The following is a 25,424-nucleotide window of genomic DNA, read 5'->3' on the forward strand; positions in this document are numbered from 1 at the left end:
TCGGGGGGCTGCCGGTCGGGGGATCGTCGGCGGTCGGGGGGCCGCCGACGACTCCCCGGTCGAGCCTGGTGATGGTGGCGGGCGGTGCGCTCGGGGTGGTTGCCATCCTGGTGGCGCTGCCGAGGGTGCTGAGCGCGCTCGTGTCGCCGTACCGTGACTCGGGGGTCTGGTCGGGGGTGCCCACCCTCGTCGCCGAGCCGGTGGCGCTGCCCGTCGGGTTGGCGCTGGTCGTGCTGGCGGTGGCCGCCGTGCTCGCCGGCCGGCAGGTCCGCCCACCGGTGCTGCCCGCGTTGCCGTTCGTCGCGGCGGCGCTGCCGGTGCTGCTCGTCGCCGTCGGCGCGCCGTGGCCGGTGCTGCCGGCGGCGGTGCTGCTCGCCGGATCGGCAGCGCTGCTGCTGGCCGCGCTGGCCGCGCCCCGTCCGGCGCTCGCACCGATCGCCGTACCCCTGGGGGTGGTGCTGGCCGCCTCCGGTGTGGTGGGGCTGCTGGTCACCCGAGCCGGGTCGCTCGCTGCCGAGGGGGTGCTGCTGGTGACGGCGGTGGTCGTTGCCGTCGGGGGACGCACTGTCGCGGTGCGTGTGGCCGGTTGTCTCGCAGCGGTGAGTGCGGCGTCCGCGTTGGCGGTGACCGCCTCGCTGGTCGGGGGGCTGCCGCTGCGGGCCGCCGCGTACCCCCTGTTGGCGGTGGCCGCGCTGGTGCTGGCCGTCGCCGCCGCGGCGACCTCGCCACAGCCGGTCGCGATGACCTCGGCGCGGGTGCTGGTCGGGCGGGTGCTGGACGCCGCCGCGCAGGCGGTGGCACTGGTGGCGGCGGTGCTCACCGTCGAGGCAGCGCGACACCTCGCCACGGTCTGCGTGCTCTGGGGTGTCGCCGTTGCGCTGCGGCTGCTGCGCAGGGGGGAGCCGGCCGGCCGGCGGTGGGCGTTCGCCGGCATCGCCGCCGGTAGCGAGCTGCTCGGGGCATGGGTGTTGCTGGCCGCCGGTGGGGTGACGGTGCTGGAGGCGTACACCCTGCCGGCAGCGGCGCTCGCCCTCGGCGCGGGCCTGCTGGCGTTGCGGACCAGGCCGGGGCTGACCAGCTGGCCGGCCCTCGGCCCGGGGCTGGTCGCGGCGCTGGTGCCGAGCCTCGTGTCGGTGCTGACCGGGTCGGACCCGCAGCCGTTGCGGCGACTGCTCCTCGGCGCGGCGGCGCTGGGCGCGGTGCTGGCCGGGGCGACCCGCCGATGGCAGGCGCCGGTCCTGCTCGGCGGCGCGGTGCTGACGCTGTTGGCACTGCACGAGCTGGCCCGGGGATGGGATCTGCTGCCCCGATGGATCTACCTGGGTGTCGGCGGGCTGGCTCTGGTCGGGCTCGCGGCCACCTACGAGCGGCGGCGCCGTGACCTGGCTCGACTGCGCGCTGTGGTGGGCCGGCTGGGCTGAATCGAACCAGTAGGGGTAGGGCCTGCCCTACCCCTCATTCGGGGGTTGTCGGGGTTACTCAGTGCTACCGCGATCGGGACACTTGACAATAAGCCCGAACCACCCCGGTACGGGCGCAAGTGGAACGGGAGCAGCGATGGCGCTCGGAGCGGTGGCGGAACCGCCGGTACGACGGCGAGGCAGTGACTACGCACAGTTGTCCCGACGGATCAGCCAGGCGGGCCTGCTGGAGCGGCGTCCCGGCTGGTACGTCGCCCGCATCGTGCTCACCCTCGGGGCCTTCGTGGCCGGCTGGGTGGCCGTCTTCCTGCTCGGCGACTCCTGGTGGCAGTTGCCGCTCGCGGCCCTGATGGCGGTGGCCACCACCCAGGTCGCGTTCCTCGGTCACGACGCCGGGCACCGCCAGATGTTCCGTCGGCGCGGTCCCAGCGAGCTGGTGGGATTGTTCGCCGGCAACGCGGCGGTGGGCATCAGCTACGGCTGGTGGGTCGACAAGCACAACCGGCACCACGCCAACCCGAACCACGAGGACGAGGACCCGGACGTCGGCGCGGGCGCCCTGGTGTGGACGCCCGAGCAGGCGCTGGAGACCCGGGGTGTCAACCGCTGGATGGCCAAGCGGCAGGCGTTCCTGTTCTTCCCGATGCTGCTGCTGGAGGGTCTGAGCCTGCACGTGGCGAGCATCCGGGCGATCGTCGAGCGGAAGGACGGCCGGTACGTCGTCCCGATGCGGCGCCGGGCGGTCGAGGCGGTGCTGCTCGTCGCACACACCGCCGCCTACGTGGCGCTGCTGTTGGCGGTCATGTCGCCGGTCAAGGCGCTGCTCTTCGCGGTCGTGCACCAGGCGCTGTGGGGCTTCTACATGGGCTGCTCGTTCGCGCCGAACCACAAGGGCATGCCGATGCCGACCGCCGAGGACGAGATGGACTTCCTGCGCAAGCAGGTGCTGACCTCCCGCAACGTGCGGGGCAGCTGGCTGGTGGACGCCACGTTGGGCGGGCTCAACTACCAGATCGAGCACCACCTGTTCCCGAACATGCCCCGCGCCAACCTGCGGCGGGCGCAACCGATCGTCCGCGCCTACTGCGCGGAGCAGGGCATCCCGTACGCCGAGACCGGGCTGGTCGAGTCGTACCGACAGGCGCTCGGTCACCTGCACGAGGTGGGACAGCCGCTACGCGGCTGAGTACACAAGGCCGCACTGCGGCTGGGCGAGGGGGGTCGGCGGGGCGGCATCTGATGCCGCCCCGCCGGCGCGTTTTCGCGCCCGGTGGTGTCGCCCGCCCCCGGGCCGTCGCCCGGTGGCGTGTCCGGCCGGTCGGACGCCGCACCGGTAGGGTCTGGTCATGGCAGACCTGCTCACCGCGGACGCGGTGCGAGAAGAGCTGAGCGGGTTGACCGACTGGTCGGGCGACCCGACCGGAATCGGTCGCACGGTCCAGCTCGGCAGTTTCCCGGACGCCATCGCGGTGGTGGACCGGGTGGCGGCGGTGGCCGAGGAATCCGACCACCATCCCGACATCGACATCCGATGGCGGACCCTGACCTTCCGCTGTGTCACGCACTCGGCCGGTGGGGTCACCCACCGGGACATCGAGCTGGCTCGGCGGATCGACGACATCGTCCGGAGCGCGGCATGAGATTCGAGATCAGCAAGGTTCTGGACGCCATCGAGGGACGGGTCTGCACCGACCCGTCGCTGGCGCGGGCGGTCATCGACCTGGCCGAGGTGATCCGTTACCAGGACATCGACGGTGGTCGGCCGGCCAGCCTGTTGCGCCTCGGCATGGTCATCGACGCGCTCTCCCGCGAGTTGGAGGAGGACAGCGTCCAGGTCTACGCGGTGGTGCACCGGGCGCTGCTCTCCGACGCCGACCTCACCTCCAACGAGCGGATGGTCGTCCGCCGCTGGGCCGACGACGGGCTCGTCGAGGTGCTCGACAACCCGGGTGACCGGATGTTGGAGGTCGCCGACCTGCTCGGGTTGCCGGTGCTCAGCCGGGTGCGTTTCGACGGGCTGCGCGGTCGGTTCCCGTGGTTGGTCGAGCAGCCCGGTCGGGTGGTCGCGCCAGTGCCGGGCGCCGGTGGGCCGGTGTTCATCGCGCACGTCGGTGGTGGGCACTCGCCGGTTTCCGGCAAGCGTTCGCCGACCGGGGTGAAGCTGTTGGCCCGCCAGTGGCGCTGCCCGGAGTCGGGCTGCGCGCTGTTCGGCGGCGGTGGTGGGGGCGGCGCGTTCGCAGACCTGGCCGGGGGTGCCGACCGCAGCCCCGCCGCGCAGCCGCCGCCCGCGCTGCGCAACGGCGTACCGACCTGCCCCCGACACGGCGTACGGCTCGGTGACGGCGGGCCTCGTCCGCGTTCGGAGGTGCTCGCGGTGCGCGTCGGCGGCCTGGTCCGGCGGCGGTTCGTGCTCAGCGAGGACCAGCCGGTGGTGGCCGGCCGGGCACCCGAGCAGGACGGCGGCATCATGCTCGGGCAGTGGCTCAACGACGAGGCCCGGCGGTGGATCAGCCGTGGTCACGTCCGCTTCGAGCTGCGCGTCGGCGAGGTCGTCGTCACGGACGTCAGCACCAACGGCTCGGGCATCCGGCCGGCCGGTTCGATGGCCGAGTCGGACCGGATCCCCCTGGCACCTCAGCAGTCCCGGGTGTTGGGCGAGAACGACATGGTGGAGTTGTACCCCGGGGTGCAGATCGGTCGGGCCGAGGAACTGCCCGCCGGCGCCCCGTTCACCCCCACCTCGGTAATGGCCGAGGCTCCGACGATGGCGATGCGGCTACCCCGCCCCTGACCCGGCGGGTCCGGGCGGGTCGATCAAGATCCGCACAGGAACAGGGAAAGTGCTGCCTCGACGACGTGCGAGGCAGCACTTTCCCGGTAGTTGCTTAGATCGTGGCCCGCGTCAGCTGGTCAGCACCTCGGCCAGCTGGGCCACCGCCAGGTCGATCTCGTCCTCGGTGATCACCAGCGGCGGGGCGAGCCGGATGGTGGAGCCGTGGGTGTCCTTGGCGAGCACACCGCGGGCGGCGAGCCGCTCACAGGCCTCCCGTCCGCTCATCAGCGTCGGGTCGATGTCCAGACCGGCCCACAGACCGCGGACGCGTACCCCCACCAGACCCTTGCCGACCAGCCCTTCCAGGCCGGCGCGCAGCCGTTCGCCCAGCTCCGCCGAGCGGCGCTGGAACTCGCCGGTGGCGAGCAGCCGCACCACCTCGATGGCGACCGCGCAGGCGAGCGGGTTGCCGCCGAACGTGGAGCCGTGCTGACCGGGCTTGAGCACGCCCAGCACGTCGGCGTTCGCGGCCACCGCGGAGACCGGCACGATGCCGCCGCCGAGCGCCTTGCCGAGCAGGTACATGTCCGGCACGACGCCCTCGTGGTCACAGGCGAAGGTCGCGCCGGTACGGCCCAGACCGGACTGGATCTCGTCGGCGATGAAGAGCACGTCGCGCTCGGTGCACACCTGGCGTACGCCCGGCAGGTAGCCCTCCGGTGGCACCACCACGCCCTGCTCGCCCTGGATCGGCTCCAGCAGCACGGCAACGGTGTTCTCGTCGATCGCCGCGGTCAGCGCGTCCAGGTCGCCGTAGGGCACGACAGTGAACCCCGGGGTGTACGGCCCGAAGTCGGCGCGGGCGTCCTCGTCTGTGGAGAAGCTCACGATGGTGGTGGTCCGGCCGTGGAAGTTGCCCTCGGCGACCACGATGTTCGCCTGCCCGGCGGGCACACCCTTGACCTGGTAGCCCCACTTGCGGGCCACCTTGATGCCGGTCTCGACCGCCTCGGCGCCGGTGTTCATCGGCAGCACCAGGTCCTTGCCGCACAGCTCGGCCAGCTCGCGGCAGAAGTCGGCGAACTGGTCGTGGATGAACGCGCGGCTGGTCAGCGTGAGCCGGTCCAGTTGGGCGTGCGCGGCGGCGATCAGCTGGGGGTGCCGGTGGCCGAAGTTCAGCGCCGAGTAGCCGGCCAGGCAGTCCAGGTAACGCCGGCCGTCCACATCGGTGAGCCAGGCGCCCTCGGCGGACGAGATCACCACCGGCAGCGGGTGGTAGTTGTGCGCCGTCCAACGCTCGGCGTCCCGGACCGCTCCCGGCGTACGCAGGATGTCATCCACGATCACTTGCTTGCCTTTCCCTGACGGAGTCGCAGCGTGCAGCACTTCGGTCCGCCGCCGGCCTTACGTAGCTCGGACAGGTCGACCCCGATGGTCTCGTAGCCCCGGTCGCGCAGCTTGCCGGCCAGGTCGGTGGCCTGCGCGGGCAGCACCACGTGCCGGCCGTCGCTCACCGCGTTCAGGCCCAGCACCTCGGCATCGGCCATGGTGGCGTGCACGGCGTCGGGGAAGAGCCGGCGCAGCACGGCCTGGCTGCCGGGGGAGAACGCCTCGGGCAGGTACGCCACGGTCCGCTCGTCGAGCACGGTCAGCGCGGTGTCCAGGTGGTAGAAGCGCGGGTCGACGAGCTGCATGGTGATCACCGGGTAGCCGAAGACCTCCTGCAACTGGGCGTGCGAGGCGTGCGCCGTGCGGAAGCCGGTGCCGGCCAGCAGGTGGTCGCCGGCCAGCAGGACGTCGCCCTCGCCCTCGTTGACGTGCTTCGGGTCGTACATCTCGAAGCCGGCGTCCTCGAACCAGGCGCGGTACGCCGGTGCCTCGTCGGCCCGCTGCGGGTCGCGGAACTGCACGGCCATCGCCTTGCCGTCGATCACGGTGCCACCGTTGGCGGCGAAGACCATGTCGGGCAGGCCGGGCACCGGAGTGATCTCCTCGACGGTGTGGCCCAGGTCGCGGTACGTCTGGCGCAGCTGCTCCCACTGCCGGACGGCCAGCGCGGCGTCGACCGGCGCGCTCGGGTCCATCCAGGGGTTGATCGCGTAATCGACGGCGAAGTACGTCGGCCGGCACATCAACAGGCGCTGGCTGGTGGCGTCCATCGTCATTGTCCTGCTCCCAGGGGTCGGGCGCGCCCGGCCACCGTGGCCCACGGGCTGGCGCCGTTGCTCAACGTTATGCGGCGCCAGCGGCAGGATCCACCACTGAGAGTTGCGCAGACCGAACATTCGTTGCGTCTGGTCGGTCTGCGGCTGTGAATCGTTGCGTGCGGGGCTGCGCGGACCGGGATTCGTGTTTCGGGCCACCCGGCGCAGGGGTTCTACGCTCGGCCTGGCTCCGCCTCACCGGGCGCACCGGCCAACGCCCCGATCGCGGAGGTGCCGGAGATCTCTGGCCCGGGAAACACTTCAGGGGCGGCGAACCGCCGCCCCTGAAAGGGTGTCGCCCGGCCGGTGAACCACCGGACTGATCGGGCTGCCGGCGAACCGCCGGCTGTCCGCCGGTGCATCACCGGCGAGGGGAACAGTGCCCGCTAGAAACGATCGACAAACTGTGAGTCAAGCCACTCCCGGAAGCGCTGCACCCAGTCCCCGTCGGTGGTCGGCCAGTCGAACTGGCCGGTCATCGCGAGCACGCCGATCACCACGGCGGCCAGCCCGATCAGCACGCCGAAGAGCGCGTCGGTCTTGCCGGCGACGTGCCGACGGCGGGTGGCCATCAGGCCGAGCACCGAGAGCACCGCGCCGAACGCGCCGAGCCCGATGCCGTACCCCGCCAGGGTGCCGGTCAGCACGAACATCGCACCGGCGACGGAGACGATCAGGCCGAGGGTGGCGAGCAGGCTGGCCCGCGGCTTCGGGCCGCGCGTCACCGGCGGCTCGGGCGCGGTCGTGCCCGGGGTCGGGTCGACCGGGCCGTCGGTGGTGACCCGGTCCGTCGTGTCGGGTCGCCGGGTCGTGCCGTCGAGGTCGGCGTCCCGGTCGGCCGTGCGCGCCGTGGTCGGGTCGGTGCCGGGCCGGGGCTCGGTCACGACCGGGCCGGCGGTGCCGCTGCGGGGCTCCGCCTCCATCGGCCGGACGGCGGCCGCTCCGCTCTCGGCGGGTCGGCCGGTGGCGGCGCGGGCCACCGCGGCCCGCGCGGCGGCCCGCCGCTCGGCCTCACCGGGCTGGTCACCGGGCTGGTCACCGGGCTGGTCACCGGCCTGGTCGCCGGTTGCGGCGGCGCTGCGGTACGTCGTCTGGTCGGCGTCCCGATCACTGACCACCGGGCGACTGCGCTCGCCGTCCCCGGGCTGGCCCGCGTCGCTCTGGGTTGCGCTGTCCCGGCCGCTGTCGACCGGGGTGTCACGGCCGTCGATGCGACCGTCGAGGTTCTCGTCCCGCGTCGGCGCCGGCTCGGACCGGCGGGACAGCGAAGGAATCCTGACCACTACACACCTCCTGATGAATGCGTGGTGGCCGACGGAACGGGTGGCACCCACGCGGTACCGCCCTGAAATACCCACCTGAGCGTTTCCTGACACCAATTCCGGGTACGGCCGCCCCGGCGGGCCTTGATTGACTGGGTGCGGCCGCCCCGGCGGGCCTTGATCGACTCGGTTTCCTGGTATTCGGGGTGTTCGCTACGCCTGGACACACCGGTTTCCAGGAACCCGAGTCGATCGCCGCACCGGCGGGGCTGGCTATCCTTGGCACCCGTGCCAGAGGGACACACGATCCACCGCCTGGCGGCCCGGCACGCCGAGCTGTTCGCCGGGGACAAGCTGCACGCCGCCAGCCCGCAGGGCCGCTTCGCCGACGGTGCCGCCCGACTGTCCGGGACCGTGCTGGAGAGCACCGAGGCGTACGGCAAGCACCTGCTGCACCACTACGCCGGTGAGCTGACGCTGCACGTCCATCTCGGGCTGTACGGCAAGTTCACCGACGGGCCGGGCGAGCCGCCGGAGCCGGTCGGTCAGGTGCGGCTGCGACTCGCCAGCGACCGGCACTGGCTCGACCTGCGCGGGCCGACCGCCTGCGAGCTGATCACCCCACCCGAGGTGGCCGCACTGCGGGACCGCCTCGGACCGGACCCGCTGCGCGCCGACGCCGACCCGGAGCGGGCGTACGCCCGGATCTCGCGCAGCCCGACGCCCCTGGCGGCGCTGCTGCTGGACCAGTCGGTCGTGGCCGGTACCGGGCTGATCTTCGTGACCGAGGCGTTGTTCCGGGCCGGCCTGCCGCCGACGATGCCCGGTCGAGGGCTCACGCGAGCCAACTGGGACACGCTCTGGGCCGACCTGGTCGGGCTGATGCGAATCGCGGTCGAGCACGGCCGCATCGACACCGTGCGCGACGTGCACCTGCCGGAGGCGATGGGCCGGCCGGCGCGGGTGGACCGGCACGGTGGCGAGGTGTACGTCTACCGCCGCCCCGGCGCGCCCTGCCACGTCTGCGGCACCGAGGTCAGCCGCGGCGAGCTGGCCGGCCGCAACCTCTACTGGTGCCCGACCTGCCAGGCCGGCTGACCGACCCGCCCTGGCGCACGCCCGGCCCGTTGCGCGCCCCGCCCTTGATCGTGCTCGAACAAGGATGTAGTGGCCTCGTGGATCGGCGGAGGCCACTACATCCTGGATCAAGCGCGATCATGCGTCGGGCACGGGCTACTCGCGGCGCTGCCGGACCTCAGCCGCCGCCGAGCAGCCAGCGGGCCACCTCGACCTGGTGCGGAAAGACGACCGCACCGTCGACGCTCCAGGCCAGCGTGTGCCCGACCGCCCAACCCGGGACCCGCTCGCGGTCCAGCCCCAGCTCGGCGGTGAGCCGATCCAGCCGGTGCCGGACGGCGACCGGAGAATGCCCCAGTTCCCGACCGCGCACCATCGGCACGACCGAGAACTCCCGCTCGCCGCTCAGCGGCTTCGGGTCGATCGCCAGCCACGGCTCCCGGTTCGCAGCGAGCACGTTGCCGGCGTGCAGGTCCTGGTTGACCAGCACCTGTTCGCCCTGGCTCGACGCCAGTCCGGTGAGCAGGTCGAGTGCCGCGTCCAGCAGCCGTCGCTCGTAGGGCCGGCCGGCCCGATCCCAGTTGCCAGGCATCCGGTCGATCCAGCCGGCGGCCTCCTCGGCCAACGGGGTGAACGGCGCGCCGACCGGCCGCCACAGCCGGGGCAGCAGCGCGGTCACCGCGTCCAGTGCACGATCCATCGGAAGCTCGTGCAGAGGAGTTCCGGGCTGACAGCGTTCCACCAGCAGGCCGCGTCGCTCCGGGTCCTGCGCGAGCAGCCGGATCGCGCCGTCGCCGTTCCACTGGGCCAGGGCGTCCGCCTCGTGTCGGCTGTCTTCGTCCGGGTACTGGAGCTTGAGCACCGCAGCCGTACCGTCGGGCAGGTCCGCGGGCATCGCCAGGGATGCATACGCGTACCGGAAGGGCGGGCCGAGTCGCAGCGACCACCGCTCGGTGCACTCCGCCAGCCACGTCGGGAGGGTGGCGAGCCAGGTCCGGCCCGCCGGTGTCGTACGTACCCAATCAAGGCCCTCGGGGAGATCCATCCGACCATCCTGGGCCGTGGCCCGCTCCGTTGGTGGGCTGTTCCCATGCGGGGTCCACAGTGGCTAGCGTAGGGCCGTGCAGATCGGCGTGAACGTACCGAACTTCGCCCCGGGAACCGACCCCGACGTGCTGCGGCGGTGGGCGCAGACGGTGGAGGGCCTCGGCTTCGACCTGCTGATGGTCTCCGATCACCTCGTGGTGACCCCGGACGTGGCCGAGCAGTACCCGGCGCCGTTCTACGAGCCGTTCACCACGCTCTCCTGGCTGGCCGGGGTGACCTCCCGGGTCCGTTTGGGCACCACGGTGCTCATCGTCCCGTACCGGCACCCGCTGCTCACCGCCCGGATGGCGGCGAACCTCAACCGGCTCAGTGGCGGCCGGCTCGTCCTCGGGGTCGGCGTGGGCTGGGCCCGGCAGGAGTTCGAGGCGCTCGGCGTGCCGTTCCAGCGGCGCGGCGCGCTGACCGACGACCACCTGCGGGCCATGCGCGACGCCTGGCAGGACGCCGACGACTACGACACGGGTGCGATCCCGATCTGGGTCGGTGGCAACAGCGAAGCCGGAATGCGCCGCGCGGTCCTGCTCGGCGATGCCTGGCACCCGCTACGGGTGGCGCCCGGACGGCTGGCCGAGGCGGCCGGGCGACTGAAAGCCATCGCCGACGACCTGGGTCGCCCGGTGCCCGCGTTGGTGCCACGCATCGCGCTCCGGGAGACCCGGGACCCGGTCACCGCCCCGGACCGGCTCGCCGGTGTCGGCACCATCGACCAGATCATCGGCGACATCGACCAGATCCGTCTGCTCGGGGCGGAGGCGGTGGTGCTCGATCCGTTCAACGGCGACCTGACCGAGATCCGCCAGCCCGAGCGCGCGTGGCGGACCCTTGCGGCCGTGGCCGCGTACCACCAATCCCAGGAGGGCCGATGACACTTGACGACGAGAAGTTTCTCCGCCGCGCCGTGCAACTCGCCAGTCAGGCAGGTGCTTCCGGCGAACGGCCGTTCGGCTCGTTGCTGGTGGATGCGGACGGCGTCGTCCTGATCGAGGACCACAACACGGTGGTCTCCGACTCGGACATCAGCGCCCACCCGGAGTTGAAGCTGGCCCGCTGGGCGGCCCGGGAGCTCCCCGCCGAGAGGGCCGCCGGCACCACCATGTTCACCAGCTGCCAGCCCTGCGCGATGTGTGCGACGGCGATCGACCGGTCCGGCCTCGGACGGGTGGTGTACGCCCTGTCCAGTGAGCAGTTCGAGGAGGTCAAGCCGGCCACCCCGCCGCTGCCCCCGGTCCGCTACGAGGGGCCGGCGCTGTTCGACGAGGCACGCCAGCCGATCGACGACTACTACTGACCGGGCCTGACCCGCAGCGGTGTGACGCAACCGGAATTGACAGTCGACCGATCGCCGGAGCAGGGTTGGGAAGTGACAACGATGTCAACGGGCAAAAGGGAGTAATCGCATCCATGATCGCTCCTCGTCGCACCCGCAGTTCGGGTCGTCCCGTTGGCGGTTTTCCGGCGCGGAGCCGCTCCGTCCGCCGATCCTGGCCGTATGTCCCTTTCCTACCCGACGGTGACCAGCTGAGATGACCGACGTGCCCCGACCCGACGCCGAAACGACCCCTGCTCCTGCCGGGTCACCCGAACTGCCCGATCTGGACGACTTCCTCGCCGACCAGTCCCGCACACTGCTCGACACGGCCGGCCGGTCGGTCCGGCCCGAGGGCGGCTTCTGGTGGCTCACCGACGACCGCACCCCGGACCGCGGCGAACCTGTGTTCACCTGGATCACCTGCCGGATGACCCACGTCGCCGCCCTCGCCCACCGTCACGGCGACCCGGACGCCGCCGCTCTCGTCGATCACGGGATCGCCGCGCTCAGCACCCTGCTGCGCGACGACCGGTACGGTGGCTGGTTCAGTGCGGTGGACCAGCAGGGGGCACCCGTCGACGACCGGAAAGCCGGCTACGACCACGCGTTCGTGCTGCTCGCCGCGTCCAGCGCGGCGCGGGCCGGCCGACCCGGCGCGGACCGGTTGCTGGCCGACGTGCTGAGCGTGGTGGGCGACCGGTTCTGGGACGACGACGCTGGCGCGGTCCGCGAGTCGTGGAACCGGGACTGGACGGTCACCGAGGACTACCGCGGTGCCAACAGCAGCATGCACATGGTCGAGGCATTCCTCGCCGCCACCGCCGCCACCGGTGACGCGAGCTGGGCCGACCGGGCCCTGCGGATCGCCACCCATCTGGTGCACGGCGAGGCCGCCCGGCACGACTGGCGGCTGCCCGAGCACTACACCGCCGACTGGACGCCGCTGCCCGACTACAACCGGGACCAGCCCGCCGACCCGTTCCGCCCGTACGGCTCCACCATCGGCCACTGGCTGGAATGGGCCCGCCTGCTGCTGGAGCTGGAGGCTGTTCTTCCGCAGCCCCCACGGTGGCTCGTCGCCGACGCCCGTGCCCTGTTCGCCGCCTCCGTTCGGCGGGGCTGGGCGGTCGACGGCGCCGACGGCTTTATCTACACGATCGACTGGGACGACCGACCGGTGGTCCGCTCCCGGATGCACTGGGTCCTCGCCGAGGCGGTCGGCGCGGCGATCACCCTGCACCGGCGCACCGGCGACGCCGTCTACGCAGACTGGTACCGGGTCTTCTGGGCGTACGCCCGGCGTGCCCTGATCGACGGCACCGGGTGGCGGCATGAGCTGGACGCGCAGAACCTGCCCTCCGACACGGTCTGGCACGGCCGGCCGGACGTCTACCACGCGTACCAGGCGGTGCTGTTGTCCCGCGCGGCCGACGGGCTCGGCGGCGCAGGCCCGCTCGCGCCGGGCGAGGTGACCGCGTGATCGTGGTCGCGGGTGAGGCGCTGATCGACCTGGTGGTCACGGCCGAGGGTCAGCGGGCCGTGCCGGGTGGCTCTCCGGCGAACGTGGCGGTCACCCTGGCGCGGCTCGACCAGCCGACACGACTGCTGGCCCGGCTCGGCACCGACGAGTACGGCCGGCAGGTCGCCGAGCACCTTCGGGCCAACCGGGTGGACCTGGGGTGGGCGGTCCGCGCCGAGGAGCCCACGTCCGTGGCGGTGGCCACGTTGGACGCCAGCGGGCAGGCCAGCTACGAGTTCCGGCTTGCCGGTGCGGCGGACTGGCAGTGGACGCCGCAGGAACTGCCCGAGCTGGCCGGTTCCTCGGCGACGGCCCTGCACACCGGGTCGCTCGCGCTCGCGCTGGCCCCCGGGGCGCAGGTGCTGGAGGATCTGCTCGCCCGCGAACGCCGCCGGGACGCGCTCACCCTCTCGATCGACCTCAACCTGCGTCCGAGCATCGTCACGGATCGGACTTCCGAGCAGGAGCGGGTACGCCGGCAGGTGCCCCTCGCGCATCTGGTGAAGGCAAGCGACGAGGACCTGGCCTGGCTCTACCCGGACCGGTCGGTGTCCGACGTGATGGCCGAGTGGCGTGTGGCCGGGGCGTGCTGTGCGGTCGTGACCCGGGGTGGTGAGGGCGCCTGGCTGCTCGCCCCGGACGGCACGCTGCACGAACAACCGGGTGTACGCGCCACCGTGGTCGACACCGTCGGCGCCGGCGACTCGTTCACCGGCGGTCTGCTGGCCGCGCTGGCCGACCTGGACGCACTCGGCGACCGGCCGACCGACCGGCTCACCGCGGTGACCGCGCCGCAGTGGGGTGCGGTGCTCCGGCAGGCCGCCACGGTCGCCGCGTTGACCTGCGGACGCCAAGGCGCAGACCCCCCGACCCGCGCCGAGGTCAACGCCCTCCTGACGGCCGCGAGCTAAACCCCTCTGCCGGTCGATCATGGACTTGTGGTGGGCGTTCGACCCCACCTCGCGGCATACGCGAGGCACCACAACTCCATGATCGACCCCGGGGAGGGTTGGGGCGCGGGCCGGTGGGGGGTTAGGGGCGGGTTAGGCCTCGGGGTAGGAGTCTTGTGGGGAGCACGGTGGTTGTCGGTGGGGAGTCGTCGCCGGCTATGCGCTCGAACAGTCGCTCGGTGGCTACCCTCGCCAGCTCCCGGGTGTCGTAGCCGACGACGGTCAGCGGCCGGGGCATCAGGTGGGCCAGTTCGAAGTCGTCGAAGCCGACCAGCGCGGCGTCGCTGCCCCGCCGGTGCAACTCCTGGAGCGCGCCGACGGTGAGCCTGTTGTTGGCGCAGAAGAACGCGGTCGGCGGGTCCGCGAGGTCGAGCAGCGCGGCGACCGCCCGGCCGGCCTCCTCGGGAGCGATGAGCCTCTCGCGGACCAGCGACTCGTCCGGCTCGACCCCGGCCGCCGCCAGCGCCGCACGCGCCCCGGCCAGCCGCTCGCGCATCGTGGGCACGCTCGGCGCGCCGAGCAGGAGGCCCACTCGGCGGTGCCCCTCGTCGAGCAGCGCGCCCACCCCGGCGTGGCTGCCGCCCCGGTTGTCCAACAGCACGGCGTCAGCGTGCAGCCCCTGCGGCGGCCGGTCCAGGAACACCACCGGCATCCCCAGCTCGACCTCACGACGCAGGAACGAGTGGTCGAGGCCCGCGGGCACCACCAGCAGCCCGTCGACCCGGCGCTGGGTGAAGTCCTGGAGAAGCGCGCGTTCCCGCTCCGGGTCCTCCTCCGACGAGGCGGTGATCAGCATGGTGCCGTGGGCGGCGGCGATCTCGGCGGCGACGCTGGCGATGGTCGCGTAGAACGGGTTGGCGATCTCCTCGATGAGCAACCCGACCGTGGCGTTGAGCTGCCGGGAGCGCAGGTTACGGGCGATGTCGTTGCGCCGGAAGCCCAGCTCGGCGATGGCGGCCAGCACCCGGCTGACCAGTTCCTGGCCCACCGGCTCGTCGTTGACCACCCGGGAGACGGTCTTCAGGCTGACGTCGGCGCGCCGGGCCACGTCGACCATCGTCGGGCGTCGACGCAGGGTCGGCCGGGTCGGGGTCTGGGTCACGGGGTGGTCCTCCACGGCGGACGCGGGTCAGCGGGCGAGCGCGGCGAGCGCATCGACCGCTTTTCGGGCGGCGATGAGCACCGGGTCCCACACCGGCGCGTACGGCGGAGCGTAGCCCAGGTCCAGTGACGTCATATCGTCCACCGTCATGCCGTTCCAGAGTGCCACGGCCAGCGTGTCGATCCGTTTGGCCGCCTCGGACCAGCCGACGATCTGCGCGCCGAGCAACCGGCCGCTGGGACGCTCGGCGATCAGCTTCACGGTCATCGGCCGGGAACCGGGGTAGTAGCCGGCCCGGTTGGTCGACTCGGCGATCACCGAGACGAAGTCGAAGCCGGCCGTCCTGGCCTCGCCCTCGCGCAGGCCCGTCCGACCCACCTCCAGGTCGCAGACCTTGGTCACCGCGGTGCCGATGACGCCGGCGAAGGTGGCGTACCCGCCGCCGATGTTGATCCCCGCCACCCGGCCCTGCTTGTTGGCGTGCGTGCCCAGCGGCACGTGCACCGGCATTCCGCTGACCCGGTGCAGGGTCTCCACGCAGTCACCGGCAGCCCAGATCCCGGGTAGCCCCGGCACGCGCATCCGGCGGTCCACCCGGACCCCACCGGTCGGCCCGATCGGCAGCCCGGCAGCCTCGGCGAGCGCGGCGTTGGGGCGTACGCCGAGGCCCAGGACCACGACGTCGGTCGGCATCGGCCCCTCGGCCGTGACCACCGCGGACACCCGGCCGTCCCTCTGCTCCAGGCCGGTCACCGGCAGGCCGGTCCGGATCGTGATGCCGAGGCCGCGCATGGCGTCGGCCACCAGCTCGCCCATGTCGCCGTCCACCGTCGCCATGGGCTGGTCGCCCGCCTCGACCAGGGTCACCGAGAGGCCACGCTGGATCAGGGCCTCGGCGATCTCGACGCCGATGTAGCCGCCGCCGACCACCACGGCCCGGCGCGGCTGTGGCTCGGCGTCCAGCCACTCGCGCAGCGCCGCCCCGTCGTCGAGGGTCTGCATGCCGAACACGCCGCCCGCGTCGGTGGCCGCCCACGGCGGTTTGACCGGCACCGCGCCGGTCGCGTACATCAGGTCGTCGAAGCGCTCGCGGACCTCTCCGCCGCCCTCCAGGTCCCGGGCGACCACCTCGCGGCGTTCCAGGTCGATGGCCGTGACCTCGTGGCGCATCCGGACGTCCATCGCGTACTCGGTGCGGAACGTCTCCGGATCCCGGGCGATCAACGCCTCCGGGCCCGGCACCAGGCCGCTGATCCAGTACGGGATGCCGCACGCCGAGTAGGAGGTGAAGTGGCCCCGCTCGAAGACCACGATCTCCAGGTCGTCGCGCTTGCGGCGGCGTCTGGCCTGGGACGCCGCCGACATTCCGGCGGCGTCCCCGCCGATGACGATCAGTCGTTGCGCCACGGGCTCATCTTGTCACGTGGTGATCAGCCGCGGGTCTGTCGTGCGACGTCCTGCACCACGTCGGTGAGTCGGCCGGTGCGCGCGTACACCGCTCGCTGCCGTGCCGCACCGGTGCCGTGCCGGCGCAACCCGGCCAGCAGATCGGTCACCTCGGCCCAGTCACCGTGCTGCTCCAGCGCCGGGCGCATCCGCTCGACGAACCGGTCCAACAACTCCCAGGCCGGGCGCAGCTCACCGGTGGTGACGTCGACGGCGTCGCCTTCCAGGCCGTCGTGGGCGGCCCGCCAGTGCGCGCCGACCAGCAGGTGATGGTCGGTCTGCAACGCCGGTCGGCCAGCGTCGGCATCCTCCATGGCGGTGGCCACCAGGGCCCGGACCAGCGCGGCGACCAGCACCGCGTCGTCCACCGACGGGCAGACGTCGCCGATCCGCAGCTCCACCGTCGGGTACTTCGCCGACAGGCGCGCGTACCAGTAGAGCATCCCCTCGTCGAGCATCACCCCACTGGAGATCAACTGGCGGATCAGCCGCTGGTAGTGCTCGTGCGACTCCAGGAACGGCGTCGGCGCCACCGACGGCCAGCGCTCCCACTCCACCGATCGCCAACTGGCGTAGCCGGTGTCCTCACCGCGGGCGAACGGGGAGTTGGTGGTGATCGCGTGCAGCATCGGCAGCCACGGCCGTACGTGGTTGAGCACCTGCACGCCGGTGTCCGGGTCGGGCACGCCCACGTGCACGTGCATTCCGTTGTTGCCGGGGCCGGGGACGAGCAGTCGGAACCGCTCGATCATCTGGTCGAAGCGGGGCTTGTCCACCACCGGCGGCACCGGGCCGTCCACCGGGCCGGTGCCGATGGCGAGCAGGGTCACGCCGGCCCGCTCGGCGGCTTCGGCGAGCGCCCGACGCAGCATGCCGAGGGAGTGCCGGATCGACGAGAGCTCCAGGCCGGGCGGGCTGCCGATCTCGATCTGACTGGTCTGGAACTCCCGTTCCACCTGCCCGCGCAGCTCCGCCGGCACCTGTTCCATGACCAGGTCGACGGCTGGGACCGCGGCCCCGGTGTGCGGGTCGACGAGGAGGAACTCCTCCTCGACACCCACGGTGAGCAATCCGGTCGCCGCAGCCTCTTCGCTGAGCGCCTCCGCCACCTGACCGGTCATCGACACCACCGTCCGTTTCTGCCGATTCGCGGCCCATCCGCGTCGGTCCGTCGTCTGGTTACCCAACGTGCTGATGCCGGGAAACGTGGCGGCGGCGGGTCGTCCCCGGCGTCCCGGCAGGCCGACGGTCGCGATTCGCCCGGACGGCGTGACAGCGGGTCCTATGCTGAGCCCGTGCCGGTGCCGCTGGGGTTCGTCGGGTTCGCGTGGTTGTCCGCGTTCGCCCAGCTCACCCTGCTCGCGGCCAGGCCGGCCGACCTGCTGGCGGGCGCCGCGCTGACCGCCCTGGTGCTGCTCGCCGTGGTGCTGGCGGCACGGGTGCGCGACCGCTCGGGTGCGCCTGGCGCGGGGCCGCGGTGGGCCGGGCTGCGGGCCCGTTCCCGTGGCCGCCGAATGCCCCGCCAGATCGACCCGGACGCCGCCGGTCGACCCCGTCCCCGCGCTCCCGGGCACCCCTCGGCCGCGTAGCGCCAGCCGTCGCGCGGCCGATCCCGCCGTCACCGGCCCCCCTGTCGAGCGGACACCGCCCGGGGAGGGCCCCACCGGAATCGGACCGAGGGGTTTCCCATGCTTGCCTTCGCACCACTGCGCGACGTCGTCGGCGCTGCCGGCACCGCACTGTCCTGGCTCACCGACCTGCTCGAGCCACTGGCTGGTCAGATGGCGACCGCCGCCGCCATCGTGCTCTTCACCATCGCCGTCCGACTGTTGATCTCGCCGCTCACGGTCGCGCAGGTCCGCGGCGAGCGACGCCGCGCGGCGCTCGCCCCACAGGTGCGTGATCTCCAGCGGCGGTACGCGGACGACCCGGCGACGCTTCAACGTGAGGTGTTCGCGTTGTACCGCGAGGCCGGGGCGAACCCCATCGCTGGCTGCCTGCCGTTGCTGCTCCAGGCCCCGTTCCTGCTGGTCCTGTACCGGCTGTTCACCACGAGCGAGGGCGGCACCGGTCTGCTCGACGAGCGGCTCGCCGGGGTGCCGCTGGGTCACCACCTCGGCGACGGGGTGGGCGGGGCGGCCGGCGCGCTCTTCGCCGTGCTGCTGGCGGTGCTGCTGGCGGTCGCGTGGTGGTCGTCGCGACGGGCCCGCCGGGCGTCGGCGGCGGTCGGTACGGTGGCCGGTACGCCCACCGAGGGGCCGGGGGCGGCCGTGCTCGGGCGGCTGCTGCCTCTGCTGCCGTTCACGACGGTGCTGGTGGCGCTGGTGCTGCCGCTCGCCGCGGTGATCTACCTGGTGACCACGAGCGTGTGGTCGGCGGTCGAGCAGGCGGTCCTGCGCCGACCTCAGGCGGTCCCGCCGTCGCAGGCTCTGGACAGAAACAGTTAACTGTCTTAATAATTAGCGCTGACGTTGACGTCCATGGATGCCCGTTCCGGGCGTGGAGGGTCGCATGAAACCTGCCAGATCTCTGGTCCTGTCCCTGGTCACCGCGCTCGCCGCGACGCTCGGCGCAGCCGGGGTGGCGCTGCCGGCGTTCGCCGCCGGACCGACCGCCAGCTTCGTCAAGACCGCCGACTGGGGCTCCGGCTGGGAGGGGAAGTACACCATCACCAACGGCGGCAGCTCGACCATCAACGGCTGGAACCTCGCCTTCGACCTGCCGTCCGGCACCACCCTCGGCAGCTACTGGGACGCGTTGCTCACCTCCGCCGGCCAGCGGCACACCTTCACCAACCGGTCCTGGAACGGCACCATCGCCCCGGGCGCCTCGGTCTCCTTCGGCTTCCTGGCCAGCGGCTCCGGCTCGCCAATCGGCTGCCAGCTCAACGGCGCGGCCTGCGGCGGCGGCACCCCGCCCACCACACCGCCGCCGACCACCCCACCGCCCACCACGCCGCCCCCGACGACCCCGCCGCCCACCGACCCGCCCACCGGTGGGCTGCCCAAGCACCTGCTCACCGGTTACTGGCACAACTTCGACAACCCGGCCGTCGAGCTGCGGTTGCGTGACGTGCCCAACGAGTACGACCTGGTCGCGGTCGCCTTCGCCGAGGCCACCGCGACGCCCGGCGCGCTCACCTTCGGCATCGACCCCGGCCTCTCCGCCGCGCTCGGTGGCTACACCGACGTGGACTTCACCGCCGACGTGCGCGCCCTGCACAGCCGGGGCAAGCGGGTGATCCTCTCGGTCGGAGGCGAGACCGGCCGGGTCACCGTCAACAACGCCGCCTCGGCCACCGCGTTCGCCGACACCGCCGCCGCGCTGATCGCCCGCTACGGCTTCGACGGGATCGACATCGACCTGGAGAACGGGCTCAACCCGACCTACATGGCGCAGGCGCTGCGCGCGCTGCGGGCCAAGGTCGGGGCCGGTCTCATCATCGCGATGGCGCCGCAGACGATCGACATGCAGAACCCGGCCGGCGGCTACTTCAAGCTGGCGCTCGACATCAAGGACATCCTCACCGTCGTCAACACCCAGTTCTACAACTCGGGGGCGATGCTCGGCTGCGACCAGAACGCCGCCTACGGCCAGGGCACCGTCAACTTCATCGTCGCGCTGGCCTGCATCCAGTTGGAAGCCGGGCTCCGTCCCGACCAGGTCGGTCTCGGGCTGCCCGCCGGGCCCGGGGCGGCTGGTGGCGGCATCGTCGCGCCCAGCGTGGTCAACGCCGCCCTGGACTGCCTGGCCCGGGGCACCAACTGCGGCAGCTTCCGCCCGCCGCGCACCTACCCCGGCATCCGGGGCGCGATGACCTGGTCGGTGAACTGGGACGTCAGCAACGGCAACGGCTTCGCCAACACGGTGGGCCCGCACCTGGACACCCTGCCCTGACAGCCCGGTCGGGGTCCGTCATGGACGCCAACCGGAAACGCGGATCAGCGACCGGCGGTCACCGACCGCCGGTCGTCGCGCTCCCGGCGGCGACGGAGCTTACGGATCACCCACATCGCGACCATGACGACGAAGACCGCGACGATCGCGTAGTTGAACCAGTCGCTGTAGCGCTCGACGTCCTGCCAGCGGCTCCCGAGTGCGTAGCCGGCCCCGACGATGAGACCGTTCCACACCCCGCTGCCGATGGTGGTCAGCAGGATGAACTCGCCCAGCGGCATCCGGTTGGCCCCGGCCGGCACGGAGACCAGGCTGCGGACCACCGGCACCACCCGGCCGATCAGCACCGCCCACCGGCCGTGCCGCTCGAACCAGCGGTCGGCCTTCTCCAGGTCGTCGCGGTCCACCAACGGGATGCGGTCCAGCCAACGCTTGAGCCGCTCCTCGCCGAGCGCCGCACCGAGCCAGTAGAGCACCAGCGCGCCGACCAGCGAGCCGACCGTCGCGGCCACCACCACGAGGAACACGTTGAACTTGCCCTCGTGCGCCAGGAAGCCGGCGAGCGCCAACACGATCTCGCTGGGGATCGGCGGGACGATGCTCTCCAGCGCCACCAGCAGCGCCACGCCCACCGGGCCCATCGCCTCGATCACCGAGGCCACCCAACCGGTCAACCCGGTGAACTCGGACGGGTCGCCACTCTGGGCGTACGCCATGGTCGTCCTTCCGGTCGGCTTGAGGGGATCAGGTGGTCATACCCAGCTGGGCCTGCACTACACCTGCGCTCAGTGCTCCGGGTGCAGCGCCGTGTCCGCCGGCCCCTGCCGCCAACCAGTGAACACCACGGTCAGGCCGGCGCGGGATGGCGCGCAGCAGAACGGGCCGGCCAGCGCCTCGACCTCCGGGTCCAGCGGGGTGAGCCGGACCAGTCGCCACGGCTCCTCGTCGGCCCGGGCACGGACGGTCAGCGCGTCACCGGCCCGGCTCACCCGCACCGTCACCTCCCGGCCCGCCCACTGCGGCACCGGCGCCACCGACCAGTCGGAGAACTCCCGGGTCACCACCGCGCCGAGCTGCGACTCGCCGTCGCTCATCTCGACGCCGGCCTTGGTCCAGGTGCGTTCGTCGACGCGGACGAGCACACCGGCCTGGTCGAACTGCGCCGAGAAGTCGAGCAGGAAACTCACCTCCATGGCCGCGCCGACGGGCAGCGGCGCCAGCAGGGCCGGGCCGTCGTCGTGCACGAAGCCGTAGCTGGTCCGCCGCCAGAAGTCGCTCCCCGCGGCCGGCTCGACGACGAGTTCACCAGCCGGACCCTCCTCGACGCGTACCGGCGGGTGCAGCCAGCTGCCCTCGGACCAGTCCAACGGTTCGCTCGGCGGTACGAGGTCGATCTGCATGACCGGCACGGTAGCCCACCATCATGTGCGGCCCGCCGGGCTGGTTTGCCGCGATGATCGAACGGAGATGTTCCTCCGGCATGGGTGACCGTTGGTATTCCGAAGCCGTCGTCTACTGCCTCGACATCGACACGTACGCCGACTCCGACGGCGACGGGGTCGGTGACATCCGTGGGCTGATCGGGAGGTTGGACTACCTGGCCCGGCTCGGGGTGACCTGCCTGTGGCTGCACCCGATCCACCCGTCGCCCAACCGCGACGACGGCTACGACGTCACCGACTTCTACAACGTCGACCCGCGCTTCGGCACTCTCGGTGACTTCGCCGAGCTGCTGCACCAGGCACAGAACCGCGGCATCCGGGTGATCATCGACCTGGTGGTGAACCACACTTCCGACGAGCACCCGTGGTTCCAGTCCGCCCGCTCCTCGCCGGACTCGCCGTACCGGGACTGGTTCGTCTGGTCCGACACCGAGCCCGACGACCGGTACCAGGGCATGGTCTTCCCCGGCGAGCAGGACGAGACCTGGAGCTACGACCGCACCGCCAAGGCGTGGTTCTACCACCGGTTCTACAAGTTCCAGCCGGACCTCAACTTCGCCAACCCGCAGGTCCGGGCCGAGGTCAAGAAGATCATGTCGTTCTGGCTCCAGCTCGGTGTCTCCGGCTTCCGGATGGACGCGGTGCCGTTCATCATCGAGCTGACCGAGCCGGGCAACTCGAACTCGCCGAAGGACTTCGAGTTCCTCACCGAGATGCGCCAGCACGTGCAGTGGCGGCGCGGGGACGCCGTCCTGCTGGCCGAGGCGAACGTCGAGCCGGACCAGCTGCCGGCCTTCTTCGGCGACGTCAGCGGTTCCGGCAACCGGATCCACATGCTCTTCGACTTCATGCTCAACGGTCGACTCATGCTCGCCCTCGCGAGGCAGGACCCGGAGTCGCTGATCGACGCGTTGCACGACACCCCGAAGCTGCCGGTCGGCGGGCAGTGGGCCACCTTCCTGCGCAACCACGACGAGATCGACCTGTCCCGGCTGACCACCGAACAACGCAACCAGGTGTACGCGGAGTTCGGCCCGGACGAGAACATGCGCATCTACGACCGGGGCATCCGTCGCCGGTTCGCCCCGATGCTCGGCAACGACCGGCGGCGCATCGAGCTGGCGTACGCCCTCCAGTTCTCCATGCGCGGCACGCCGGTGCTGCGCTACGGCGAGGAGATCGGCATGGGCGAGGACCTGTCGCTGCCCGGCCGGGAGGCGATCCGTACCCCGATGCAGTGGTCGTACAAGCCGAACGCCGGCTTCTCCACGGCGGACCCGGAGAAGCTGGTCCGCCCGGTGATCGACAAGGGTGAGTTCGGCTACCAGAACGTCAACGTCACCGCCCAGCGGAGCGACCCGAAGTCGCTGCTCGCCTGGTTCGAGCGCATGATCCGTACGCTGCGCGAGGCCCCGGAGATCGGCTCCGGCTCGACCACGCACATCGACGTGGCGATGCCGGCCGGCGTGCTCGCGCACCGGGCGGACGGGCCGACCGGGACCATGGTGTTCGTGCACAACCTGGGCACCGACGACGTCGAGGTGGACCTGAGCAGCCTGGAGCCGGAGGCCGATCTGCCCACCGACGTGCTGACCGACCGCGGCTACGGCGAGTTGGGCAAGCTCGGTGCGGTGAAGGTCTCCGGGCACGGATACCGGTGGATTCGCCTATGCCGAGGGTCGGCCTGTTGACGTTAAGCTCCTCCGATCGACCCCACGTTACCGGGAGGTAATCATGTCGGAGCAGCCCCGCGTCGCCATCGTCACCGGAGCCGCACGCGGTATCGGCGCGGCCACCGCCCGGCGGCTGGCCGCCGACGGGATGGCCGTCGCCGTGGTCGACATCGAGGAGACGGCCACCAAGGAGACGGTGGACGCCATCGCCGCCGACGGTGGCCGGGCGCTCGGTGTGGGCGCCGACGTCTCCGACCGCGACCAGGTCGAGGCGGCGGTGGCCCGCGTCGCCGCCGAGCTGGGCGCGCCCACCGTCCTGGTCAACAACGCCGGCGTACTGCGCGACAACCTGCTGTTCAAGATGACCAACGCCGACTGGGACACGGTGATGGGTGTGCACCTGCGCGGTGCGTTCCTGTTCAGCCAGGCCGCGCAGAAGCACATGGTGGACCGCAAGTGGGGGCGGATCGTCAACCTCTCCAGCACCTCCGCCCTGGGTAACCGGGGCCAGGCGAACTACGCCGCGGCCAAGGCCGGCCTCCAGGGCTTCACCAAGACGCTCGCCATCGAGCTGGGGCCGTTCGGGGTGACCGTCAACGCGGTCGCGCCCGGCTTCATCGTCACCGACATGACCGCTGCCACCGCCGCCCGCATGAAGGTCGACTTCGACGACTTCCAGAAGCACGCCGCGGCCGAGATCCCGGTCCGTCGGCCGGGGCGGCCGGAGGACGTCGCGCACACCATCTCGTTCCTGGCGAGCGAGGGTGCCGGTTTCGTCTCCGGCCAGGTCATCTACGTCGCCGGCGGCCCACGGGACTGACCCGTTCTCCCGACGGGGGCGTTCCTTCGTGCAGGGGACGCCCCCGTCGCCGGGTCAGGCGGGGTCGCGGCGCGTGCGCCAGAGCCAGACCAGGCCGAGCACCGGCAGCACCAGCGGGATGTAGCCGTAGCCGCTGCCGAACTGCGACCAGACCGTCTCGTCCGGGAAGAGATCCTTGTCGACCAGGCTGAGGACGCCGACCGCGACCACCCCGACCAGTTCCACGGAGCAGCAGGCCAGCGCGACCCGTCGCCCGGTGTGCCCGGCGCGGGCGAGGCCCACCGCCGCCACGATGTAGATGAGCGCGGCCAGCGCGGACAGCAGGTACGCCACCGGCGCCTCGTCGAACTTGGTGGCGATCTGGAGGCCGGCCCGACTGGTCGCCGCGATGGCGAAGAGCAGGTAGACCGCGATCAGCAGCCTGCCGGGGCCTGCGTTCGTGCGACGCCGGACCGGTTGTGTCTCAACCACCGAGCACCTCCCAGGTCTGCTGCAACCGGACCACCACCACCGGGGTCACCAGGCAGACCGCGCACACGATCGCCGAACCCCACCGGGTCGGCTCCATCCTGGCCAGCACCCAGGCCAGCGGCGGCAGGCAGACCAGCGTGACCAGGTAACCGAAGAAGGCGCCGGGCTCGCCGGGCCGATCCCCGCCGCCGACCGCGACGAGCGCCAGCACTCCCAGGACGAGCAACGCCACCTCGAGTACGGCCAAACCGACGAACTGCGCCCGGTCCGGTGGCCGTTGGCGAACCGCCCCCACCAGCGCCCACGCCGCGACGAGCAGCGACAGCACGATCGACACGGTCGCGACGATCCCGTCCACCGGTGAGTTGGCGCTCACGCTGGTCACCGGACCCGCCCGGTCGTTGCCTCGGTCACCGGCACAGCCTACTAACCGTCGTAGTAACCGGATGACCCTGCCTCGCCGTCGCCGTCGCCGTCGCCGTCGCCGTCGCCGTCGCCGTCGACGGCGGCCGCGGGCGCGGGCGCGGGCGGACCGGCGGGGTGTTGGCCGCTCGCTGTAGACCTGCCCCAACTATGGGGCGCGGTGGGGTCGGGCGCGGTGGGGTCGGGCGTGGTGGGGTCGGTCGTGGTGGTTGGGGGTGGCGCTGGGTGTGGGGCGTGGTGGGGTCGGTCGTGGTGGTCGGGGGTGGCGCTGGGTGTGGGGCGCGGTGGGGGTCGGTCGTGGGGGTCGGGGGTGGCGCTGGGTGGTGGGGGGGGTGGGGCTGGGCGTAGTGTGGGGGGGGGGGGGTGGGGGGTGGGGCAGGCGAGGCAGGGTGATATCGGGGGGGGGTTAGGTGGGGTGGGTGGCGCGTTCCGATCGGGCGAATGGGATGAGTGCTACTGAGTAGGACGGTAGGGAGCGGATGGTAAAGTGAAATACAGACATGAAACGGGTGGAGGAGTCTGGGTAGT

At 72.2% G+C, this 25,424-nt stretch carries 25 protein-coding genes; 14 read left to right on the forward strand and 11 right to left on the reverse strand.

All coding sequences use genetic code 11. From position 1 onward, the window contains the following. The 4 genes from LADH09A_RS02430 to LADH09A_RS02445 all read left to right on the forward strand — a co-directional run. On the forward strand, nucleotides 1-1,421 hold a 1,421-nt coding region (locus LADH09A_RS02430; RefSeq protein WP_372492211.1), incomplete at its 5' end, for an SCO7613 C-terminal domain-containing membrane protein. Between the two features lie 136 nt (nucleotides 1,422-1,557). Then, a complete protein-coding gene (locus LADH09A_RS02435) occupies nucleotides 1,558-2,607 on the forward strand; it encodes a fatty acid desaturase family protein (protein WP_238643099.1) in 1,050 nt (349 codons plus the stop codon). A 160-nt stretch (nucleotides 2,608-2,767) separates the two neighbouring features. Further along, the gene (locus LADH09A_RS02440; RefSeq protein ID WP_238643100.1) at nucleotides 2,768-3,061 is read left to right on the forward strand and encodes a 4a-hydroxytetrahydrobiopterin dehydratase; all 294 of its coding nucleotides are present in this window, start codon (nucleotides 2,768-2,770) and stop codon (nucleotides 3,059-3,061) included. After that, complete coding sequence (locus LADH09A_RS02445; protein ID WP_238643101.1) at nucleotides 3,058-4,212, forward strand: FHA domain-containing protein; 1,155 nt, start codon at nucleotides 3,058-3,060, stop codon at nucleotides 4,210-4,212. Before LADH09A_RS02440 ends, LADH09A_RS02445 begins: the two co-directional genes overlap by 4 nt. Before the next feature lie 111 nt (nucleotides 4,213-4,323). On the opposite strand, the gene rocD is transcribed toward LADH09A_RS02445, so the two are convergent. The 3 genes from rocD to LADH09A_RS02460 all read right to left on the reverse strand — a co-directional run bounded on the left by rocD (nucleotide 4,324) and on the right by LADH09A_RS02460 (nucleotide 7,681). Further along, complete coding sequence (rocD, locus tag LADH09A_RS02450; protein ID WP_238643119.1) at nucleotides 4,324-5,538, reverse strand: ornithine--oxo-acid transaminase; 1,215 nt, start codon at nucleotides 5,536-5,538, stop codon at nucleotides 4,324-4,326. Next, nucleotides 5,538-6,353 carry a dimethylargininase gene (gene ddaH, locus LADH09A_RS02455; RefSeq protein ID WP_238643120.1) on the reverse strand — a complete coding sequence of 272 codons (816 nt, stop codon included), beginning with the start codon at nucleotides 6,351-6,353 and terminating at the stop codon, nucleotides 5,538-5,540. Before ddaH ends, rocD begins: the two co-directional genes overlap by 1 nt. Nucleotides 6,354-6,784: 431 nt before the next feature. Further along, nucleotides 6,785-7,681, reverse strand: a complete 897-nt coding sequence (locus LADH09A_RS02460) for a DMT family transporter (protein ID WP_238643102.1) — start codon at nucleotides 7,679-7,681, stop codon at nucleotides 6,785-6,787. A gap of 267 nt (nucleotides 7,682-7,948) precedes the next feature. Here LADH09A_RS02460 and LADH09A_RS02465 point away from each other — a divergent pair, with 267 nt between their 5' ends. Then, entirely contained in the window at nucleotides 7,949-8,758 is an 810-nt protein-coding gene (locus LADH09A_RS02465; protein ID WP_238643103.1) for an Fpg/Nei family DNA glycosylase, read from the forward strand. A 157-nt stretch (nucleotides 8,759-8,915) separates the two neighbouring features. On the opposite strand, the gene LADH09A_RS02470 is transcribed toward LADH09A_RS02465, so the two are convergent. Further along, a complete protein-coding gene (locus LADH09A_RS02470; RefSeq protein ID WP_238643104.1) occupies nucleotides 8,916-9,782 on the reverse strand; it encodes an aminoglycoside phosphotransferase family protein in 867 nt (288 codons plus the stop codon). Between the two features lie 76 nt (nucleotides 9,783-9,858). Here LADH09A_RS02470 and LADH09A_RS02475 point away from each other — a divergent pair, with 76 nt between their 5' ends. The 4 genes from LADH09A_RS02475 to LADH09A_RS02490 all read left to right on the forward strand — a co-directional run bounded on the left by LADH09A_RS02475 (nucleotide 9,859) and on the right by LADH09A_RS02490 (nucleotide 13,583). Then, nucleotides 9,859-10,710 (forward strand): LLM class flavin-dependent oxidoreductase, encoded by an 852-nt coding sequence (locus tag LADH09A_RS02475; RefSeq protein ID WP_238643105.1) that lies wholly within the window; start codon nucleotides 9,859-9,861, stop codon nucleotides 10,708-10,710. After that, nucleotides 10,707-11,132 (forward strand): nucleoside deaminase, encoded by a 426-nt coding sequence (locus LADH09A_RS02480; RefSeq protein WP_238643106.1) that lies wholly within the window; start codon nucleotides 10,707-10,709, stop codon nucleotides 11,130-11,132. The genes LADH09A_RS02475 and LADH09A_RS02480 overlap by 4 nt, the downstream gene beginning before the upstream one ends. Before the next feature lie 235 nt (nucleotides 11,133-11,367). Then, the gene (locus tag LADH09A_RS02485; RefSeq protein ID WP_308194458.1) at nucleotides 11,368-12,633 is read left to right on the forward strand and encodes an AGE family epimerase/isomerase; all 1,266 of its coding nucleotides are present in this window, start codon (nucleotides 11,368-11,370) and stop codon (nucleotides 12,631-12,633) included. After that, nucleotides 12,630-13,583, forward strand: a complete 954-nt coding sequence (locus LADH09A_RS02490) for a carbohydrate kinase family protein (RefSeq protein WP_238643107.1) — start codon at nucleotides 12,630-12,632, stop codon at nucleotides 13,581-13,583. Before LADH09A_RS02485 ends, LADH09A_RS02490 begins: the two co-directional genes overlap by 4 nt. Before the next feature lie 121 nt (nucleotides 13,584-13,704). Here the strand turns inward: LADH09A_RS02490 and LADH09A_RS02495 are convergent, their stop codons facing one another. The 3 genes from LADH09A_RS02495 to LADH09A_RS02505 all read right to left on the reverse strand — a co-directional run bounded on the left by LADH09A_RS02495 (nucleotide 13,705) and on the right by LADH09A_RS02505 (nucleotide 17,291). Then, a complete protein-coding gene (locus tag LADH09A_RS02495) occupies nucleotides 13,705-14,679 on the reverse strand; it encodes a LacI family DNA-binding transcriptional regulator (protein ID WP_238643121.1) in 975 nt (324 codons plus the stop codon). A 72-nt stretch (nucleotides 14,680-14,751) separates the two neighbouring features. Beyond that, entirely contained in the window at nucleotides 14,752-16,131 is a 1,380-nt protein-coding gene (locus tag LADH09A_RS02500) for an FAD-dependent oxidoreductase (RefSeq protein WP_238643108.1), read from the reverse strand. Nucleotides 16,132-16,154: 23 nt separating this feature from the next. Beyond that, entirely contained in the window at nucleotides 16,155-17,291 is a 1,137-nt protein-coding gene (locus LADH09A_RS02505) for a carboxylate-amine ligase (protein ID WP_238643109.1), read from the reverse strand. A gap of 174 nt (nucleotides 17,292-17,465) precedes the next feature. Here LADH09A_RS02505 and LADH09A_RS02510 point away from each other — a divergent pair, with 174 nt between their 5' ends. The 3 genes from LADH09A_RS02510 (at nucleotide 17,466) to LADH09A_RS02520 (ending at nucleotide 20,067) form a co-directional block, all read left to right on the forward strand. Continuing rightward, nucleotides 17,466-17,759, forward strand: a complete 294-nt coding sequence (locus LADH09A_RS02510) for a DUF6412 domain-containing protein (RefSeq protein ID WP_238643110.1) — start codon at nucleotides 17,466-17,468, stop codon at nucleotides 17,757-17,759. A gap of 99 nt (nucleotides 17,760-17,858) precedes the next feature. Next, on the forward strand, nucleotides 17,859-18,617 hold the full coding sequence (locus LADH09A_RS02515; protein WP_238643111.1) for a YidC/Oxa1 family membrane protein insertase: 759 nt from the start codon (nucleotides 17,859-17,861) through the stop codon (nucleotides 18,615-18,617). Between the two features lie 64 nt (nucleotides 18,618-18,681). Next, nucleotides 18,682-20,067 (forward strand): chitinase, encoded by a 1,386-nt coding sequence (locus LADH09A_RS02520; RefSeq protein WP_238643112.1) that lies wholly within the window; start codon nucleotides 18,682-18,684, stop codon nucleotides 20,065-20,067. A gap of 44 nt (nucleotides 20,068-20,111) precedes the next feature. Here LADH09A_RS02520 and LADH09A_RS02525 read toward each other — a convergent pair whose 3' ends face one another. Both LADH09A_RS02525 and LADH09A_RS02530 read right to left on the reverse strand, forming a co-directional pair. After that, complete coding sequence (locus LADH09A_RS02525) at nucleotides 20,112-20,783, reverse strand: DedA family protein (protein WP_238643113.1); 672 nt, start codon at nucleotides 20,781-20,783, stop codon at nucleotides 20,112-20,114. 69 nt (nucleotides 20,784-20,852) lie between these two features. Then, nucleotides 20,853-21,467 (reverse strand): DUF1349 domain-containing protein, encoded by a 615-nt coding sequence (locus tag LADH09A_RS02530; protein ID WP_238643114.1) that lies wholly within the window; start codon nucleotides 21,465-21,467, stop codon nucleotides 20,853-20,855. 80 nt (nucleotides 21,468-21,547) lie between these two features. Between LADH09A_RS02530 and LADH09A_RS02535 the strand changes: the two genes are divergently transcribed. Beyond that, nucleotides 21,548-23,200: an alpha-amylase family protein gene (locus tag LADH09A_RS02535; RefSeq protein WP_238643115.1), complete on the forward strand. Its 1,653-nt coding sequence runs from the start codon at nucleotides 21,548-21,550 to the stop codon at nucleotides 23,198-23,200. A gap of 43 nt (nucleotides 23,201-23,243) precedes the next feature. Next, nucleotides 23,244-24,002 (forward strand): 3-oxoacyl-ACP reductase FabG, encoded by a 759-nt coding sequence (gene fabG / locus LADH09A_RS02540; protein ID WP_238643116.1) that lies wholly within the window; start codon nucleotides 23,244-23,246, stop codon nucleotides 24,000-24,002. Nucleotides 24,003-24,056: 54 nt separating this feature from the next. Here fabG and LADH09A_RS02545 read toward each other — a convergent pair whose 3' ends face one another. Both LADH09A_RS02545 and LADH09A_RS02550 read right to left on the reverse strand, forming a co-directional pair. After that, complete coding sequence (locus LADH09A_RS02545; protein WP_238643117.1) at nucleotides 24,057-24,473, reverse strand: hypothetical protein; 417 nt, start codon at nucleotides 24,471-24,473, stop codon at nucleotides 24,057-24,059. Beyond that, a complete protein-coding gene (locus tag LADH09A_RS02550; RefSeq protein ID WP_238643118.1) occupies nucleotides 24,466-24,858 on the reverse strand; it encodes a hypothetical protein in 393 nt (130 codons plus the stop codon). The genes LADH09A_RS02545 and LADH09A_RS02550 overlap by 8 nt, the downstream gene beginning before the upstream one ends. Between the last annotated feature and the right edge of the window lie 566 nt (nucleotides 24,859-25,424).

Origin of the sequence: Micromonospora cabrerizensis (assembly GCF_022230955.1) — a bacterium.
GTDB lineage: Bacteria > Actinomycetota > Actinomycetes > Mycobacteriales > Micromonosporaceae > Micromonospora > Micromonospora cabrerizensis.

What these genes read in the sequence shown, in the direction of transcription:
- LADH09A_RS02435 (WP_238643099.1), top strand. Translation starts at nt 1,558, where the DNA reads ATGGCGCTCGGAGCGGTGGCGGAACCGCCGGTACGACGGCGAGGCAGT.
- LADH09A_RS02440 (WP_238643100.1), top strand. Translation starts at nt 2,768, where the DNA reads ATGGCAGACCTGCTCACCGCGGACGCGGTGCGAGAAGAGCTGAGCGGG.
- LADH09A_RS02445 (WP_238643101.1), top strand. Translation starts at nt 3,058, where the DNA reads ATGAGATTCGAGATCAGCAAGGTTCTGGACGCCATCGAGGGACGGGTC.
- ddaH (WP_238643120.1), bottom strand. Translation starts at nt 6,353, where the DNA reads ATGGACGCCACCAGCCAGCGCCTGTTGATGTGCCGGCCGACGTACTTC.
- LADH09A_RS02470 (WP_238643104.1), bottom strand. Translation starts at nt 9,782, where the DNA reads ATGGATCTCCCCGAGGGCCTTGATTGGGTACGTACGACACCGGCGGGC.
- LADH09A_RS02480 (WP_238643106.1), top strand. Translation starts at nt 10,707, where the DNA reads ATGACACTTGACGACGAGAAGTTTCTCCGCCGCGCCGTGCAACTCGCC.
- LADH09A_RS02485 (WP_308194458.1), top strand. Translation starts at nt 11,368, where the DNA reads ATGACCGACGTGCCCCGACCCGACGCCGAAACGACCCCTGCTCCTGCC.
- LADH09A_RS02495 (WP_238643121.1), bottom strand. Translation starts at nt 14,679, where the DNA reads ATGGTCGACGTGGCCCGGCGCGCCGACGTCAGCCTGAAGACCGTCTCC.
- LADH09A_RS02505 (WP_238643109.1), bottom strand. Translation starts at nt 17,291, where the DNA reads ATGACCGGTCAGGTGGCGGAGGCGCTCAGCGAAGAGGCTGCGGCGACC.
- LADH09A_RS02515 (WP_238643111.1), top strand. Translation starts at nt 17,859, where the DNA reads ATGCTTGCCTTCGCACCACTGCGCGACGTCGTCGGCGCTGCCGGCACC.
- LADH09A_RS02520 (WP_238643112.1), top strand. Translation starts at nt 18,682, where the DNA reads ATGAAACCTGCCAGATCTCTGGTCCTGTCCCTGGTCACCGCGCTCGCC.
- LADH09A_RS02525 (WP_238643113.1), bottom strand. Translation starts at nt 20,783, where the DNA reads ATGGCGTACGCCCAGAGTGGCGACCCGTCCGAGTTCACCGGGTTGACC.
- LADH09A_RS02530 (WP_238643114.1), bottom strand. Translation starts at nt 21,467, where the DNA reads ATGCAGATCGACCTCGTACCGCCGAGCGAACCGTTGGACTGGTCCGAG.
- LADH09A_RS02535 (WP_238643115.1), top strand. Translation starts at nt 21,548, where the DNA reads ATGGGTGACCGTTGGTATTCCGAAGCCGTCGTCTACTGCCTCGACATC.
- fabG (WP_238643116.1), top strand. Translation starts at nt 23,244, where the DNA reads ATGTCGGAGCAGCCCCGCGTCGCCATCGTCACCGGAGCCGCACGCGGT.